Raw genomic sequence first — 14,287 nt, forward strand, 5'->3', positions numbered from 1 at the left:
TTCATTCATCGAATAGGGACACCCGGATAGGAAACCGGCGTTCCGATCATTGCATATCGACTGAAACATGTTCCAGTATTGATAGTGGATCCACTCGATGTCCGCCCGCGCGGCGGCATCGGCTTGTTACTCTTCGGCGACAGCCGCGGTGAAGGAGTTCTGATGAAGGTCGTTGTTGATCTCGACCAGTGCGAAGCGAACGGAATCTGTGTCGGAATCGCCCCCGACGTGTTCGAACTCGACGATGAAGACGTGCTGCACATTGCCGAGGGTGAAGTGCCCGCCGATCGCGTCGCCGAGGTGGAGGACGCGGTCGCGCAATGCCCGAAAGCAGCGCTGAAATTGTTGTAATCGGCTCTTGCCGTGAACTGGAACACGTTCTAAAGTCGGCCCGGTGAACGATAACGATGTGAGCCTTGCCGGACGTGTTGCGATCGTGACCGGGGCGGGTGCCGGCCTCGGTCGCGCCGAGGCGCTGGCCCTCGCCGGTGCCGGCGCCTCGGTCGTCGTCAATGATCTGGCCGATTCCGAAGCCGTGGCGCAGACCATGGCCGATATTCGCGCGCTCGGCGCGAAAGCGGAGTTCGTCGCGGGCAGCGTCGCCGAGCGGTCCACCGCCGACGAACTGATCCGCACCGCCACCGAGGCCTTCGGTGGGCTCGACATCGTGGTCAACAACGCGGGCATCACGCGGGACCGGATGCTGTTCAATATGTCCGACGAGGACTGGGACGCCGTGATCGCGGTGCACCTGCGCGGCCATTTCCTACTCAGCCGCAATGCGGGCGCCTACTGGCGCGGCAAGTCCAAAGCGGCGGGCGGTCCGGTCTACGGCCGCATCGTCAACACCTCGTCCGAGGCCGGGCTGCTCGGTCCGGAAGGGCAGGCGAACTACGGCGCGGCCAAGGCCGGTATCACCGCGCTGACCTTGTCGGCGGCGCGCGCCCTCGCGCGTTTCGGCGTGCGGGCCAACGCGATCTGCCCCCGGGCCAGGACCGCGATGACCGAGGCGGTCTTCGCGGACGCCCCAGAGGGTGCGGTCGACCCGCTCTCGCCGGACCATGTCGCGCGGCTGGTGGCCTATCTGTCCTCGCCCGCGGCCGACGCGGTGAGCGGTCAGGTCTTCGTGGTGTACGGCCCGATGGTCGCGCTGATGGCCGCGCCGGAGGTCGAGCAGCGCTTCGACGCGACGGGTGAACAGTGGTCGACCGGTGATCTGGCCGCCACGCTGAGCGCGTACTTCGCCCAGCGCCCGGAAGGTCGTACCTTTTCTGCAACGTCGCTACACGCACTGGGCTGACCAGCCCCGTTGCCCGTCCGTCCGCTCGACCGCTTCCTGAACGGCCGTCCAAGAGTTGATCGGCCGTCCAGTAGTTGGTAGACATGGGGATCGTATGTGCCAGGGCTCACAACAGTGATGCTCAACACGTATGAACCAGGTTCCAATCTTGCTGTCTGAGATTGGATCGAAATAGCAGTTCAAATAGGGCCAAAAGCCCCACAGAGTCTTAGTGAACGTGTTCTACTTGTCCGGGGCGCGGGGCGGTTGCGGCCGCCGCGTCCGTCAGCAGGACCAGTAGTCAGGCAAGGAGGATCGCCGATGAACGAGGTCCTTGCCGTGCCATTGCGGGCGGTCGGCGGGTTCTTCGACCTCACGGCGGAGGTGGCGCGTGCCAGCATGCGCCGGCCCTTCCAGGCACGCGAGTTCGTCGACCAGTCCTGGTTCATCGCGCGAGTCTCGATCGTGCCGACCCTGCTGGTAGCCATACCTTTCACCGTGCTGGTGAGCTTCACGCTGAACATCCTGCTGCGCGAGATCGGCGCGGCCGACCTCAGCGGCGCGGGCGCGGCCTTCGGCGCGGTGACCCAGGTCGGCCCGATCGTCACGGTGCTCATCGTGGCCGGCGCCGGCGCCACCGCCATCTGCGCCGACCTCGGCGCACGCACCATTCGCGAGGAAATCGACGCGATGAAGGTGCTCGGCATCGACCCGATCCAACGACTCGTGGTCCCGCGGGTGCTCGCATCGATGTTCGTCGCGCTGTTGCTCAACGGCCTGGTGTGCACCATCGGCATCCTGGGCGGATTCCTGTTCTCGGTGCTGCTCCAGGATGTGAATCCGGGCGCCTTCGTCAACGGGATCACCCTGCTCACCAACCTGCCCGAGCTGGTCATCTCCGAGGTCAAGGCGGGCCTGTTCGGCCTGATCGCCGGCCTGGTGGCCTGCTATCTCGGGCTCAACGTCAAAGGCGGCCCCAAGAGTGTCGGTGATGCGGTGAACCAGACCGTGGTGTTCGCGTTCATGGCGCTGTTCGTGGTGAACGTCGTCGTCACCGCCGTCGGCATCAAGTTCGCGGTGCGGTGATCCGATGGCCTTCGTGATCCAGTCCCGGTTCCCCCGCATGGTGCGGCGGGTGCGCCGGATGTCGAATTCGATAGACGAACTCGGCAAACAGGCCGTGTTCTACGGCCGCGCGATCGGTTCGATGCCGAAGGCGCTGGTGCACTACCGCACCGAGACCATCCGGCTCATCGCCGAGATCAGCATGGGCACCGGCGCGCTCGCCGTCATCGGCGGCACCGTGGTGATCGTCGGGTTCCTGACGCTGTTCACCGGCGGCACCATCGCGGTACAGGGCTACAGCTCGCTCGGCAATATCGGCGTCGAGGCACTCACCGGCTTCTTCGCCGCCTTCATCAATGTGCGTATCGCGGCGCCGGTGATCTCCGGTATCGGCCTGGCCGCCACCATCGGCGCCGGTTCGACCGCGCAGCTGGGTGCGATGCGGGTGGCCGAGGAAATCGACGCGCTCGAATCCATGGGCATCCGGCCGGTGCCGTACCTGGTGGGTACGCGGGTGCTGGCCGGGATGATCGCGATCATCCCGCTGTACTCGCTCGCGGTGATCGCCTCGTTCGTCGCCAGCCGGTTCGCGACGGTGGTGATCTATGGGCAGTCCGCCGGCGTCTACGACCACTACTTCTCCACCTTCTTGATCCCGAGCGACATCCTGTGGTCGTTCGTGCAGGCGATCTTGATGGCGGTCGCGGTGATGATGATCCACACCTACTACGGCTTCCACGCCGCGGGCGGTCCGGTGGGCGTCGGCGTCGCGGTGGGCAACGCGGTGCGCGCCTCCCTGGTCGCGGTGGTCACGGTGACGCTGCTGGTCTCGCTGGCCATCTACGGCACTTCCGGCAACTTCAACCTCTCCGGATAGCGGCATGGTGAACACGAAAACTTCGGGGCGGTCCTCGGGTCTGGCGGCACGGCTGCGCGGCCCGCTCGGACTGAAACTGGCCGGGCTCGGGCTCGTGCTGTTCATGGTCGCGGTGGTGACCGTGTCGATGATCATGTTCGTCGGCGGGTTCACCCAGACCGTCGCGGTAGCCGTCAAGGCGCCGCGCAGCGGCCTGGTGCTCGACCCGGACGCCAAGGTCAAGGTGCGCGGGGTCGAGATCGGCCGGGTCTCCGATATCGAGCTCGGCGACGACGGCGCGACGATCAATCTGGCGTTGAACCCGGATCAGCTGAAGCTGGTGCCCGCCAACGCCGGCGTCGACATCCGCTCGACCACCGTGTTCGGTGCCAAGTACGTGAACTTCACCGTTCCCGAGGAGCCGTCGGCCGAGTCGCTGAAACCCGGTGCGACGGTGGCGGCGAGCAAGGTGACCGTCGAGTTCAACACGCTGTTCCAGCATCTGTCCGATGTGCTGGCCCAGGTCGAGCCGGAAAAGCTCAATGCCACCCTGGCCGCCCTCGGCACCGCGCTGCAGGGCCGCGGCGAGAAGCTCGGCGATCTGCTCGTCAACAGCGAGGCCTTCCTGCGCGACATCAACCCGAGTCTGCCCACGCTGCAACGAGATCTGGCCACCACCGCGCAGGTCACCGATATCTACGCCGATACCGTCGGCGATCTGCTGCGCACGGTCGACAACGCGATCGTCACCAGCGGCACCATCGTCGACGAGACCGCGGGGGTGGACGCGCTGCTGGCGAACCTGACCGGCCTGGCCGATACCGCAGGCTCGGTGTTGCGCGACAACGAACAGCCGCTGGTCACCGCGCTGGACCTGCTGCGGCCCACGAGCGAACTGCTCTACGAGTACCGGCCCGCGTTGTCGTGCCTGATCCTCGGGCTCGGCAAGGCGCTACCGCTGGGTGAGGCGGTCTTCGGTGGGCTCCAGCCCGGCGTCGCGCTGAACGCGAGCTTCATGTACGGCCACCCCGCCTACACCTATCCGGAGGATCTGCCGAAGGTGAATGCCACCGGCGGGCCGCATTGCGCGGGCACCGTGGACCGGGAGCCGGGCACGCACGCGGACTACGTCGTCACCGATACCTCTGAGGGCGCGCCGTACGCGCCGTCGACGCAGCTGACGATCAACGCGCCCAAGGTTTTCCAGATTCTGTTCGCCGGGCTTCCGGGGGTGCGCCAGCCGTGAGGAATACCGCAACGAAAGTCAAGCTTGGCATCTTCACGCTGGTGATGACGCTGATCTTCACCGGCCTGGTGATCGTGTTCAGCGAGGTGCGCTTCGCCAGGGAAAACGGCTACAACGCCGTGTTCACCAGCGCCTCGGGCATGCTGCCCGGCGACAAGGTGCGCATCGCGGGTGTCCCGGTGGGTTCGGTGACGTCGGTGGAAGTCGGCAAGGACCATCTGGCCCACGTCGAGTTCGACGTCGACCGGAAGTTCAAGCTGTACAGCAGCACTCGCGCCACCATCCGGTACGAGAACCTGGTCGGCGACCGCTACCTGGAACTGCTCGAGGGTCCGGGGTCGGCCGACATCCTGCCCGAGGGCAGCACCATCGGCCTGGAGCAGACCGCGCCGGCACTGGATCTCGACATGCTGCTCGGCGGATTCAAACCGCTGCTGCGCGGCCTGGATCCCGCGCAGGTCAACGACTTGACCAACGCCCTGCTCCAGGTGTTCCAAGGCCAGGGCGGCACGCTGGTGTCGCTGCTCAACAGCGGCGGCTCCTTCGCCAAGACGCTGGCCGACCGCGACGCCCTGATCGGCAGCGTGATCGACAACCTCAATGCCGTGCTGGCCACCATCGACGAGCGCGACGAGCAGTTCACCACCACGATCAACGAATTGCAGCGGCTGGTCAGCGGATTGGCCGCCGACCGCGATCCGATCGGCGCCGCGCTGCCCCGGATCGCCGGCGCCACCGGTGACCTCACCGATCTGCTCGCGCAGGCGCGTCCGGATCTGAAGAACACCGTCGCGCAGATCGACCGGGTCGCCACCAACGTCAACAACGGTTCCGACACCGTGCAGTGGGTACTGGAGCGGCTGCCCGAGACCTATCGGCAGTTGATCCGCATCGGTTCCTACGGATCGTTCCTGCAGCTGTATGTCTGCGAGACCAACTTCCTCGTCGACGGTCCGGACGGCAAGCCCATGAGCGTGGTCTTCCCGGGCGGGCAAGATACCGGAAGGTGTGCGAGCGAATGAGTGAGAAGTCAACGCCCGCAACAACGATCGGCGTCGTCGGTCTGGTGCTCGCGGTGACGGTCGCCTTGTCGGCGCTCCAGTTCGACCGGCTGCCCTTCATCCGCTCCGGCGCCACCTTCACCGCATTCTTCGCCGACGCGGGCGGGCTGGTACCCGGCGACGACGTGCAGGTGGCCGGTGTGCGGTCCGGGCAGGTCGAGGACGTCGAGCTGGACGGGGCGAAGGTGCTGGTCACCTTCACCCTGAACGAATCCATCGTGCTCGGTGACAAGACCTCGGCCGCGATCAAGACCAATACCGTGCTCGGCCGCAAATCGCTCGAGGTCACCCCGGACGGCCCCGGCGCGCTGCGCGTCGACGACACCATCCCGCTGGACCGGACCACCTCGCCCTACTCGCTGAACGAGGCGCTCGGCGATCTGGCCGACACCGTGGGCGGCCTGGACATGGACCGGGTGGACCAGACCCTCGACGCCCTGTCGGCCACTTTCGCCGATACGCCGGAACCGCTGCGCAACGCCCTCGACGGCATCACCGCGCTCTCCCGCACGATCAATACCCGTGACCAGGCGCTGTCGGATCTGCTGACGCGCGCGCAGAACGTCACGAAGATCCTGTCCGACCGCGCGACCCAGCTCAACGCGCTGCTGCTGGACGGCAACGAGCTGCTCGGCGAGCTGGATCGGCGGCGCACCGCGATCAGCCAGCTGATCGTCTACGTCAACGGGCTGGCCCAGCAGCTCTCGGGCCTGGTGGCCGATAACGAGGCGCAGCTGCAACCGGCGCTGGACAAGCTGAACTCGGTACTCGACCTGCTCCAGCGCAACCGGGACAACATCTCCCAGGCGCTCGACGGTCTCGGCCCGTTCGCGGCCGCGCTCGGTGAGCAGGTCGGCAGTGGTCCGTACTTCCAGGCCTACGTCGTCAACGCGACCAGCCCCGGCTTGCAGATCCTGGTGGATTCGCTGGTCTGGCCGCAGAACCTGCCCGAATCGTTGCGCGGGTACTTCGACCCGATGCCGTCCATCGGACCCGCGACCCAGGAGCCGCCGCGATGACATCGAGAATTCGCAGTATGCCCCGATGGGTGTTCATCGCCGCCGCGGTGCTGGTCGCCGCGCTGGTGGTGTTCGCCGGCTACACCGCGCTGAACCGGATCGGCAAGACGAACATCACCGCCTACTTCACCTCCACCAGCGGCCTCTACGCCGGTGACGATGTGCGGGTGCTCGGGGTCAAGGTCGGCAGCATCGACTCGATCGAGCCGAGCGCCGATCAGGTGAAGGTCGAGATGACCATCGACCGCGGCATCGACCTGCCCGCCGACTCCCGCGCGGTGATCATCGCGCCGTCGCTGGTCGCGGCCCGTTTCATCCAGATCGCCCCCGCCTACACCGAGGGCCCGAAGCTGGAAGACGGCGCCACGATCGGCATCGAACGCACTGCCGTTCCAGTGGAGTGGGATGACATCAAGGCCGAATTGTCCAAGCTGGCAACGGCACTCGGGCCGGTCGGGGAAGACCAGCAGGGTTCGTTCGGCCGGTTCGTCGATACCGCCGCGGAGAACCTCGACGGCAACGGCGACCGGTTCCGGGAGACGCTGCGCGAGCTGTCGGCGACGCTGACCACCCTCTCCGACGGCCGCACCGACCTGTTCGGCACCATCCGCAACCTGCAGCATTTCGTCGAGGTGCTCTCGGCGAGCAATGAGCAGATCGTGCAGTTCGGCGGCAGGCTCGCCTCGGTGTCGTCGGTGCTGGCCGGTGTATCGAATGATCTCGGCGCGGGTCTGGACAACCTGGATATCGCCGTCGCCGACGTCAAACGCTTCCTCGACAGCAGCGGCGCCGAACTCACCGAGGGCGTGCAGAAGCTCGCCGACGCCACTCAGATTTTGGTCGACAAGCGCCCCGAGCTGGAACAGGTGCTGCACTCCGGCCCGACCGCGCTGGTGAACTTCTATCAGATCTACAAGCCCGCACAGGGCACGCTGACCGGTGCCATCGCGTTGAACAACACCGCGGATCCGCTCAGCTTCCTGTGCGGATCGGTGCAGGCGCGCGAGGGATACAACTCCGATCAGAGTGCGGCCCTCTGCGCGGAGTTCCTGGCGCCGGTGCTGAAATCGCTCGCGATGAACTACCCGCCGCTGCTGGCCAATCCGGCGACCGGTGTCACCGCGTTCCCGGACCAGCTGGTGTTCAGCCCGGAGTCGCTGGCGGGCACCCAGCAGACCCAGGGGCCTGCCCCGGCTCGCGGTGCCGCGCCGGTGACGGTGCCCAGCGGCATCGCCGGGCTTGCCATTCCGGGATTGCCCGCGCCGCCGGCGCCGGGAGGAGGGCGATGATGCGCAAACCAAAGGCGATGCGCCGCACCGCGGCCGTCGCGGTCGGACTCACCCTGGCGCTCGGCGTCACCGGGTGTCAGTGGGACGGGCTGAACTCGCTACCGATGCCCGGTAACGAGGGCACCGGCGAGGGCGCGTACCAGGTGCGCATCCAGATGCCGAATGTCACCACGCTGACCCGCAATTCGCCGGTCCGCGTCGACGACGTCGCGGTCGGCACCGTCACCGGGATCGAGGTGGAGGGCTGGCACGCGCTGGTCACCGTCTCGCTCAATCCCGATGTGGTGCTGCCCGCCAACGCGGTCGCCAAGATCGGGCAGACCAGTCTGCTCGGCAGCAATCATGTGGAACTGGCGCCGCCGACGAACATGCAGCCGCAGGGCAGGCTCAGCGACGGCGATGTGATCCCGCTCGACCGCGCCGGGGCCTACCCGACCACCGAGCAGGTGCTGTCGTCGCTGTCGGTGGTGCTCAACGGTGGCGGCATCTCGCAGCTGGAGACCATCACGCGCGAGCTGAACGCGGCCTTCGTCGGCAACGAGGATGAGATCCGCGATCTGCTGCCGCGGCTCAACGACCTGACCACCAATCTGCAATCGCAGACCAACGACATCATCGCCGCGATGGCGGGGCTGGACCGGCTCGGTGGGCAGCTGAACCAGCAGCGTGATCTGGTGGGCCGCGCGATCGAGCAGATCCATCCCGCGCTCACGGTGCTGGCCGATCGCCGGGAGAACATCACCCATACGCTCACCGCGCTCGGCGACCTCAGTGACGTCACCCAGCGGATCATCGACAACGCCGGCGACAACCTGAAGGCGAATCTCGCGGCACTCGGGCCGGTCCTGCAAACTCTGGCCGACACCGGCAACAACCTCACCGAGGCCCTGAAGATCGCGTTGAGCTTCCCGTTCCCGATGAAGAACCTCGGCAACGCCATCAAGGGCGATTACCTCAACCTGTTCATGACCGTGGATATGACGGGCAAACGCCTGGATTCCAACTTCCTCACCGGAACCCCGCTCGGCGGCCGGTTCGGCGGCGTGGAAGGCGTCCTCGGCACCTTCGCGCCGGAAACCGCCGGGCAGCAAGGTAATCCGCTGACCACGCCGATGCAGCCGCCGGCCGGTCAACCCGGCGCGCCCGCGCCCACCATCCCCGGGCTGCCGCCGATTCCCGGCCTGCCCGCCATTCCCGGACTGACCGTGCCGCTGCCCGGCGCGGCCGCCCCGGCACCCGCGCCGGAAGGGGGACAGGGGCGGTGACGCTCACCAAATTCGTCAAGATCCAGCTGGCGATCTTCTCCGTACTCACCGTGATCGGCCTGGTGGTCATGGGTGGCACCTACATCGGTGTGCCCGCGATGCTCGGCATCGGCCGCTACAAGGTCACGGTGCAGCTGGAGGCGACCGGCGGGCTGTACCAGCAGGCGAACGTGGCTTACCGCGGCACGAACGTCGGCAAGGTGACCGAGGTCCGGCTGACACCCGAAGGGGTGGAGGCGGATCTGTCCATCGACAGCGACTACAAGATCCCCGGTGACTCCGAGGCCTGGGTGCGCAGCGTGTCCGCGATCGGCGAACAGTACGTCGACCTGGTGCCGGTCGAGGACGGCGGCGACGGAAACCTCTACGACGGCAGCGTGATCCCGGTGGAGCGGACCAAGCTTCCGCAGGACGTGGGTGCGCTGCTCGACCAGACCGACCGGCTGTTGTCCAGTGTCGCCGACACCCGGCTGCGGCAGGTGATCGACGAGGCGTTCCGCGCGTTCAACGGCGCAGGCCCCGACCTGCAACGCTTCATTGATTCGGCGGCCCTGCTGGTGCAGGAAGCCAAGGACAGCGCCGAGCCGACCAAGCAGCTGATCGAACAGATCGGGCCGCTGCTGGACACCCAGGTCCGCTCCGAGGACGCCATCCGTTCTTGGACCGCCGATCTGGCCACGGTGACCGATCAACTGCGCGAACACGATCCGGCCCTGCGCAATATCCTGCGCGACGGACCGGCCGCGCTGGAGACCGTCACCAATCAGTTCGACTCGCTGCGTCCGACGCTGCCGCTGCTGCTGGCCAATCTGGTGAGCCTGGGCCAGGTCGCGGTCACCTACAACGCGGGTGTCGAACAGATCCTTGTCGTCTACCCGCCGCTGGTCGCGGCCCTGCTGACCTCGATCCGCGGGCCGCTCGAGTACGGCGCGCTGGTCGACTTCATGACCACCCTGAACGATCCGCCGCCGTGCACCACCGGATTCCTGCCGCCGGATCAGCGCCGCGCACCCAGCGAACTCGACACCATCGATACCCCGTCCGGCCTGTACTGCAAGGTTCCGCAGGATTCGCCGGTCGCGGTGCGCGGCATCCGCAACACTCCCTGCGCGGAGTTCCCCGGACGGCGGGCGCCCTCCCCGGAGCTGTGCCGCACCGGGTACGTTCCGGAGGGCAACAACCCGCCCTTCGGCCCGCCGCAGCCCGTCGCCCCCGCGTCCGCGCCGTTGATCCCGGGCTCGGCCCCGGCCGGTGCGCCGTCGGCGGGATCTGGCGCAATGACCACGCCCGCCGCCGCCAGGTCCTACGATCCGGCCACGGGCGTCTATATCGGCACCGACGGCCGCACCTACCGGCAGGGAAATATCGATCCTGGCGGATCGGGAACGGTTCCGTCGAGTTGGCAAGCGATGTTCGAGGAGCAGCAACGATGAGCGAAAAGAACAACAGCCGGACTCGTCGGCGCGCGAGCCGTTCCGCGGGCCCGCCGGTCGACGAGGTACGCACCGAGGCCCTACCTGCCTCGGACCCGGACCGCAGCGATGCGGTCGAGCCCGGTACTGCCGTACCGGGCTCTGCCCATGTTCGGGGGCAGGAACCGGACAAGCCGGACACGGGGATGGTTGCGGCGTCGGAGGCGGCCGAGGGCCGGGGCGATACTGCGGCGTCCGAGGCGGACCGCGTCGACGCGGATGCGGACACGGTGAAGACGGGCGCGGCCGAGGCCGACACTGTCAAGCTGAGTGCGGGCGCGGCCGACACCGTCAAGCTGAGCGCCGGCGCGGCCGAGGCCGACACTGTCGAGCTGAGTTCGGGCGCGGCCGATGTGGACACGGTGAAGCTGAGCACCGCGACGGCGAATCCGGATGCCGACACGGTGAAACTCGACAAGGCCTCCCCGGACAAGGGTGATCACAGTGCCGAGGACGAGCGTCCCGGCCGCTCGGCCCTGCGCATCCTCGCCGTCGCCGCGTCGGCGATCGTTGCCCTCGCTCTGGTGGCCGGTGCGGTGATCTCGGTCTTCGCGGTCCGCTCGGCCGACGAGCGCGATGCCCTGCGCGCCGAGTACATCCAGACCGCCCGGCAGACCGTGCTGAACCTGACCACCATCCGCGCGGATACGGCCAAGGAGGACATCGACCGCATCCTCACCATGGCGTCGGGCGAGTTCAAGGACGAGTTCAACGGCCGGGTCGACCCCTTCACCGAGGTGGTCAAGCAGGCCAAGGTGCAGTCCACCGGTGAGGTCGTCGAGGCCGCCCTGGAGAGCTCGGACGACGACTCCGCGCGGGTGCTGGTGGCCGCCAAACAGACCGTGACCAACGCGGGCCAGGAAGGTCCGCAACTGCGGTACTACCGATTCCGGATCACCGTGACCAACAGTGATGCCGGGATGACCGCCTCTGATGTGGAGTTCGTGGCATGAGTGCTTTGCGTTTGCGCACCAAGATCCTGCTCGGCGTGACGGCGGTCGTCGTTGCCGCGTCGGCGATCATCCTCGGTATCAACGGCTACCGTTACTGGGACGATCAGCGGTCCGAGGATTCACGCGCCGCGGCCGTGGAAGCCGCGAGCCGCACCGTCTCGGCCATGTTCAGCTACGAACACACCACCGTCGACACCGAACTGCCGAAGGCTGCCGACAACCTCGCCGACCCGTTCCGCAAGGACTATCTGACGCTGATCGAGAAGGCGATCGTCCCCGGCGCCAAGGAAAAGCAGCTCACCGTCGCGGCCACCACCCAGGCCGCCGGCGTCGTCTCCGCCGACCGCGCCCACGCCGTGGTGATGCTGTACCTGAACCAGGTCACCACCAGCAAAGACAGCCCCCAGGGCACCACCTCGGGCAGCCGGGTGCGGGTCGAGATGGACAAGTCCGACGATCGGTGGCTGGTGGCCTCGGTAACCCCGATCTGATCGATGCGGAGGGCATGAATGTGACGTGTGTCACTTCGTGTCAGTTCTCGGGGGGGTCGCGTGTCTCGGGGGTATGACTGATTTCAACGCTCTCACCAAGGTGGTCGTCCTCGGCGGCGGATACGCGGGCACGGTAGCGGCCAATCGGTTGCGCCTGCGTCGCGATGTCGAGATCACGCTGGTCAACCCGCGCCCGCAGTTCATCGAGCGGATGCGGTTGCACCAGTTCGTCGCCGGTACCCACGAGGCCGCCACCGATTACGACACGATGCTCGGCGCGGGAGTGCGGTTGATCGTGGATCGCGCCGTTCGCATCGATACCACCGCTCGCACCGTGGAACTGGGGTCGGGGCGCGTGCTCGACTACGACTACGTGGTCTACGCGGTCGGTAGCACCGCCGCGGTGCCCGATTCGGTGCCCGGTGCGGCCGAATTCGCTCATCCGATCGCCGAATACGAACACGCCCAGCGGCTGCGTACCGCCCTGGCGGAGGTGCCGGCGGAGGCCCCGATCGTCGTGGTCGGTGGCGGGCTGACCGGGATCGAGACCGCCGCCGAACTCGTCGAGCAGGGCCGCCCGGTCACGATCGTGAGCGCCGACCGGTTGGCGGCGAACTTCTCCGGCCCGGCCCGGCGGTCGGTGGCGAAGTGGCTGGCCGGAAACGGAGTGGAGGTGCGCGAGCAGGCGCGCGTGCGTGCGGTGCAGCGCGACGGGGTAGTGCTGGCCGACGGCGCGGTGCTGCCCAGCGCGCTCACGATCTGGACCGCCGGATTCGGGGTGCCCGAGCTGGCGTCGCGCAGCGGCCTGCGCACCGACGACTTGGGCCGGCTGCTGACCGATGAGACGCTGACCAGTATCGATGACGATCGCATCGTCGCCGCCGGAGACGCGGTCGCGCCCTCGGGCCGCCCGCTGCGGATGAGCTGCTATGCCGCGCAGCCCCTCGGCGCCCAGGCTGCCGACAACGTGCTGGCCCGCATCGCGGGCTCCGAACCCAGCGTGCTGGACGTCGCCTTCGTCGCGTGCACCGTCGGTTTGGGCAGCCGCGCGGGTGTCATGCAGTTCAGCCGTCGCAACGACACACCCGTGCCGATGTACATCGGCGGGCGCGTGGCCGGGCAGATCAAGGAGCGGGTGGGCCTCGCGGGCCCGATCGCGACCATCCGTAAGGAGGCCCGCAAGCCCGGCTCGATCCCGACCTTCATGGGCCTGGGCAGGCGGAAGGAATTGCGCGACGCCGAACCGGATAGGATCGTGCAGTCGTGACCACGACCGACGAGCACACCGAGCGTTTCGTGCACCTGCGGCCGCTGCTGTTCACCATCGCCTACGAAATTCTCGGCTCGGCGACCGAAGCCGACGATGTGCTGCAGGACAGCTATCTGCGGTGGCGGCGGGTGGACCTGACCACGGTCCGTGACACGAAATCCTATCTGGCCCAACTGGTCACCCGGCAGGCGTTGAACGTGTTGCGGGCGAGCGCCAGCCGCCGCGAGGAATACGTTGGCCCCTGGTTGCCCGAGCCGCTGCTGCTCACCGACGGTGACGCCTCGAGCGACGTGGTCCTCACCGAATCGGTCTCGATGGGGATGCTGGTGGTACTGGAAACGCTCACCCCCGTCGAGCGGGCGGTCTTCGTGCTGCGCGAGGTCTTCGGCTTCGACTACGACGAGATCGCCGCCGCGACGGGCAAAGCCGTCGATGCCGTCCATCAGACGGCCCGCCGGGCCCGCAACCACGTGCAGGCCCGGCGCAAGCGGTACGGCCCGGTCGACACCGCCCGGACCGCGGCGGTCACCGAACGTTTCATCACCGCCGCGACCACCGGAGACCTCGAGGGCTTGTTGGCGCTACTCGCGCCGGATATCACCTGGACCACCGACAGCGGGGGCAAGGTGACCGCGCTGCCGGAACTGGTGGTCGTCGGCGCGGAGCGGGTGGCCGCGATCCTGCTGGCGGTCTTCCGATACGCGCAGCGACGGCCGCAGGTGCGTATCGAGGCAGTCAACTGCAACAGCCAGCCGGCATTGGCCTGCTATGTCAGCGACAAGCTGGAGGCGGTTCTGGTGTTCGACATCTCCGGCGACAAGATCGTCAACGGCTACGGCATCCGCAACCCCGACAAACTTGCCGCCCTCGAAATCCCGCACACCGTCAGCCGCACCGGAACACCGATCCGGTGATCCGCACCCGGCGTGCCGTAGGAGTGGTCGACTGCTCATGCCGCACAGTCGTTCAGCTCGGTGAACGACGGTGCGCGGCGGTCGCCGACTTCACCGAGAACGTCGGT

General features: G+C 67.4%; 14 protein-coding genes. All 14 read left to right on the plus strand.

Features of this window, described 5'->3' with window-relative positions:
* Positions 1 to 162 precede the first annotated feature (162 nt).
* The 14 genes from GV790_RS15240 to sigJ all read left to right on the plus strand — a co-directional run bounded on the left by GV790_RS15240 (position 163) and on the right by sigJ (position 14,180).
* The gene (locus GV790_RS15240) at positions 163 to 351 is read left to right on the plus strand and encodes a ferredoxin (RefSeq protein ID WP_081597139.1); all 189 of its coding nucleotides are present in this window, start codon (positions 163 to 165) and stop codon (positions 349 to 351) included.
* A 43-nt stretch (positions 352 to 394) separates the two neighbouring features.
* Complete coding sequence (locus GV790_RS15245) at positions 395 to 1,300, plus strand: 3-oxoacyl-ACP reductase (RefSeq protein ID WP_163814009.1); 906 nt, start codon at positions 395 to 397, stop codon at positions 1,298 to 1,300.
* Positions 1,301 to 1,600: 300 nt separating this feature from the next.
* Positions 1,601 to 2,365, plus strand: coding sequence for an MlaE family ABC transporter permease (locus tag GV790_RS15250; protein ID WP_163814010.1), 765 nt, complete (start codon positions 1,601 to 1,603; stop codon positions 2,363 to 2,365).
* A 4-nt stretch (positions 2,366 to 2,369) separates the two neighbouring features.
* Complete coding sequence (locus tag GV790_RS15255; RefSeq protein ID WP_163814011.1) at positions 2,370 to 3,221, plus strand: MlaE family ABC transporter permease; 852 nt, start codon at positions 2,370 to 2,372, stop codon at positions 3,219 to 3,221.
* A 4-nt stretch (positions 3,222 to 3,225) separates the two neighbouring features.
* Positions 3,226 to 4,446, plus strand: a complete 1,221-nt coding sequence (locus tag GV790_RS15260; RefSeq protein WP_175585904.1) for an MCE family protein — start codon at positions 3,226 to 3,228, stop codon at positions 4,444 to 4,446.
* Positions 4,443 to 5,468 carry an MCE family protein gene (locus GV790_RS15265; protein ID WP_163814012.1) on the plus strand — a complete coding sequence of 342 codons (1,026 nt, stop codon included), beginning with the start codon at positions 4,443 to 4,445 and terminating at the stop codon, positions 5,466 to 5,468. Before GV790_RS15260 ends, GV790_RS15265 begins: the two co-directional genes overlap by 4 nt.
* Positions 5,465 to 6,526, plus strand: a complete 1,062-nt coding sequence (locus tag GV790_RS15270) for an MCE family protein (protein WP_163814013.1) — start codon at positions 5,465 to 5,467, stop codon at positions 6,524 to 6,526. The genes GV790_RS15265 and GV790_RS15270 overlap by 4 nt, the downstream gene beginning before the upstream one ends.
* Before the next feature lie 17 nt (positions 6,527 to 6,543).
* Positions 6,544 to 7,815 carry an MCE family protein gene (locus GV790_RS15275; protein WP_228806037.1) on the plus strand — a complete coding sequence of 424 codons (1,272 nt, stop codon included), beginning with the start codon at positions 6,544 to 6,546 and terminating at the stop codon, positions 7,813 to 7,815.
* Positions 7,815 to 9,080: an MCE family protein gene (locus GV790_RS15280; RefSeq protein WP_256673317.1), complete on the plus strand. Its 1,266-nt coding sequence runs from the start codon at positions 7,815 to 7,817 to the stop codon at positions 9,078 to 9,080. The genes GV790_RS15275 and GV790_RS15280 overlap by 1 nt, the downstream gene beginning before the upstream one ends.
* A complete protein-coding gene (locus GV790_RS15285) occupies positions 9,077 to 10,513 on the plus strand; it encodes an MCE family protein (RefSeq protein ID WP_163814015.1) in 1,437 nt (478 codons plus the stop codon). Before GV790_RS15280 ends, GV790_RS15285 begins: the two co-directional genes overlap by 4 nt.
* On the plus strand, positions 10,510 to 11,505 hold the full coding sequence (locus tag GV790_RS15290) for a hypothetical protein (RefSeq protein ID WP_163814016.1): 996 nt from the start codon (positions 10,510 to 10,512) through the stop codon (positions 11,503 to 11,505). Before GV790_RS15285 ends, GV790_RS15290 begins: the two co-directional genes overlap by 4 nt.
* Positions 11,502 to 11,996 (plus strand): h domain protein, encoded by a 495-nt coding sequence (locus GV790_RS15295; RefSeq protein WP_163814017.1) that lies wholly within the window; start codon positions 11,502 to 11,504, stop codon positions 11,994 to 11,996. Before GV790_RS15290 ends, GV790_RS15295 begins: the two co-directional genes overlap by 4 nt.
* A 73-nt stretch (positions 11,997 to 12,069) precedes the next feature.
* Positions 12,070 to 13,263, plus strand: a complete 1,194-nt coding sequence (locus GV790_RS15300) for an NAD(P)/FAD-dependent oxidoreductase (RefSeq protein ID WP_163814018.1) — start codon at positions 12,070 to 12,072, stop codon at positions 13,261 to 13,263.
* Complete coding sequence (sigJ, locus tag GV790_RS15305; protein WP_163814019.1) at positions 13,260 to 14,180, plus strand: RNA polymerase sigma factor SigJ; 921 nt, start codon at positions 13,260 to 13,262, stop codon at positions 14,178 to 14,180. Before GV790_RS15300 ends, sigJ begins: the two co-directional genes overlap by 4 nt.
* Positions 14,181 to 14,287 lie beyond the last annotated feature (107 nt).

It is taken from the genome of Nocardia cyriacigeorgica (assembly GCF_010858045.1).
GTDB lineage: Bacteria > Actinomycetota > Actinomycetes > Mycobacteriales > Mycobacteriaceae > Nocardia > Nocardia cyriacigeorgica_E.

Bases quoted from the DNA above. Each gene is read 5' to 3' on its own strand.
- GV790_RS15240 (WP_081597139.1), top strand. From the start codon at position 163: ATGAAGGTCGTTGTTGATCTCGACCAGTGCGAAGCGAACGGAATCTGT.
- GV790_RS15290 (WP_163814016.1), top strand. From the start codon at position 10,510: ATGAGCGAAAAGAACAACAGCCGGACTCGTCGGCGCGCGAGCCGTTCC.
- GV790_RS15270 (WP_163814013.1), top strand. From the start codon at position 5,465: ATGAGTGAGAAGTCAACGCCCGCAACAACGATCGGCGTCGTCGGTCTG.
- GV790_RS15260 (WP_175585904.1), top strand. From the start codon at position 3,226: ATGGTGAACACGAAAACTTCGGGGCGGTCCTCGGGTCTGGCGGCACGG.
- GV790_RS15275 (WP_228806037.1), top strand. From the start codon at position 6,544: ATGCCCCGATGGGTGTTCATCGCCGCCGCGGTGCTGGTCGCCGCGCTG.
- GV790_RS15300 (WP_163814018.1), top strand. From the start codon at position 12,070: ATGACTGATTTCAACGCTCTCACCAAGGTGGTCGTCCTCGGCGGCGGA.
- GV790_RS15280 (WP_256673317.1), top strand. From the start codon at position 7,815: ATGCGCAAACCAAAGGCGATGCGCCGCACCGCGGCCGTCGCGGTCGGA.
- GV790_RS15255 (WP_163814011.1), top strand. From the start codon at position 2,370: ATGGCCTTCGTGATCCAGTCCCGGTTCCCCCGCATGGTGCGGCGGGTG.
- GV790_RS15295 (WP_163814017.1), top strand. From the start codon at position 11,502: ATGAGTGCTTTGCGTTTGCGCACCAAGATCCTGCTCGGCGTGACGGCG.
- GV790_RS15250 (WP_163814010.1), top strand. From the start codon at position 1,601: ATGAACGAGGTCCTTGCCGTGCCATTGCGGGCGGTCGGCGGGTTCTTC.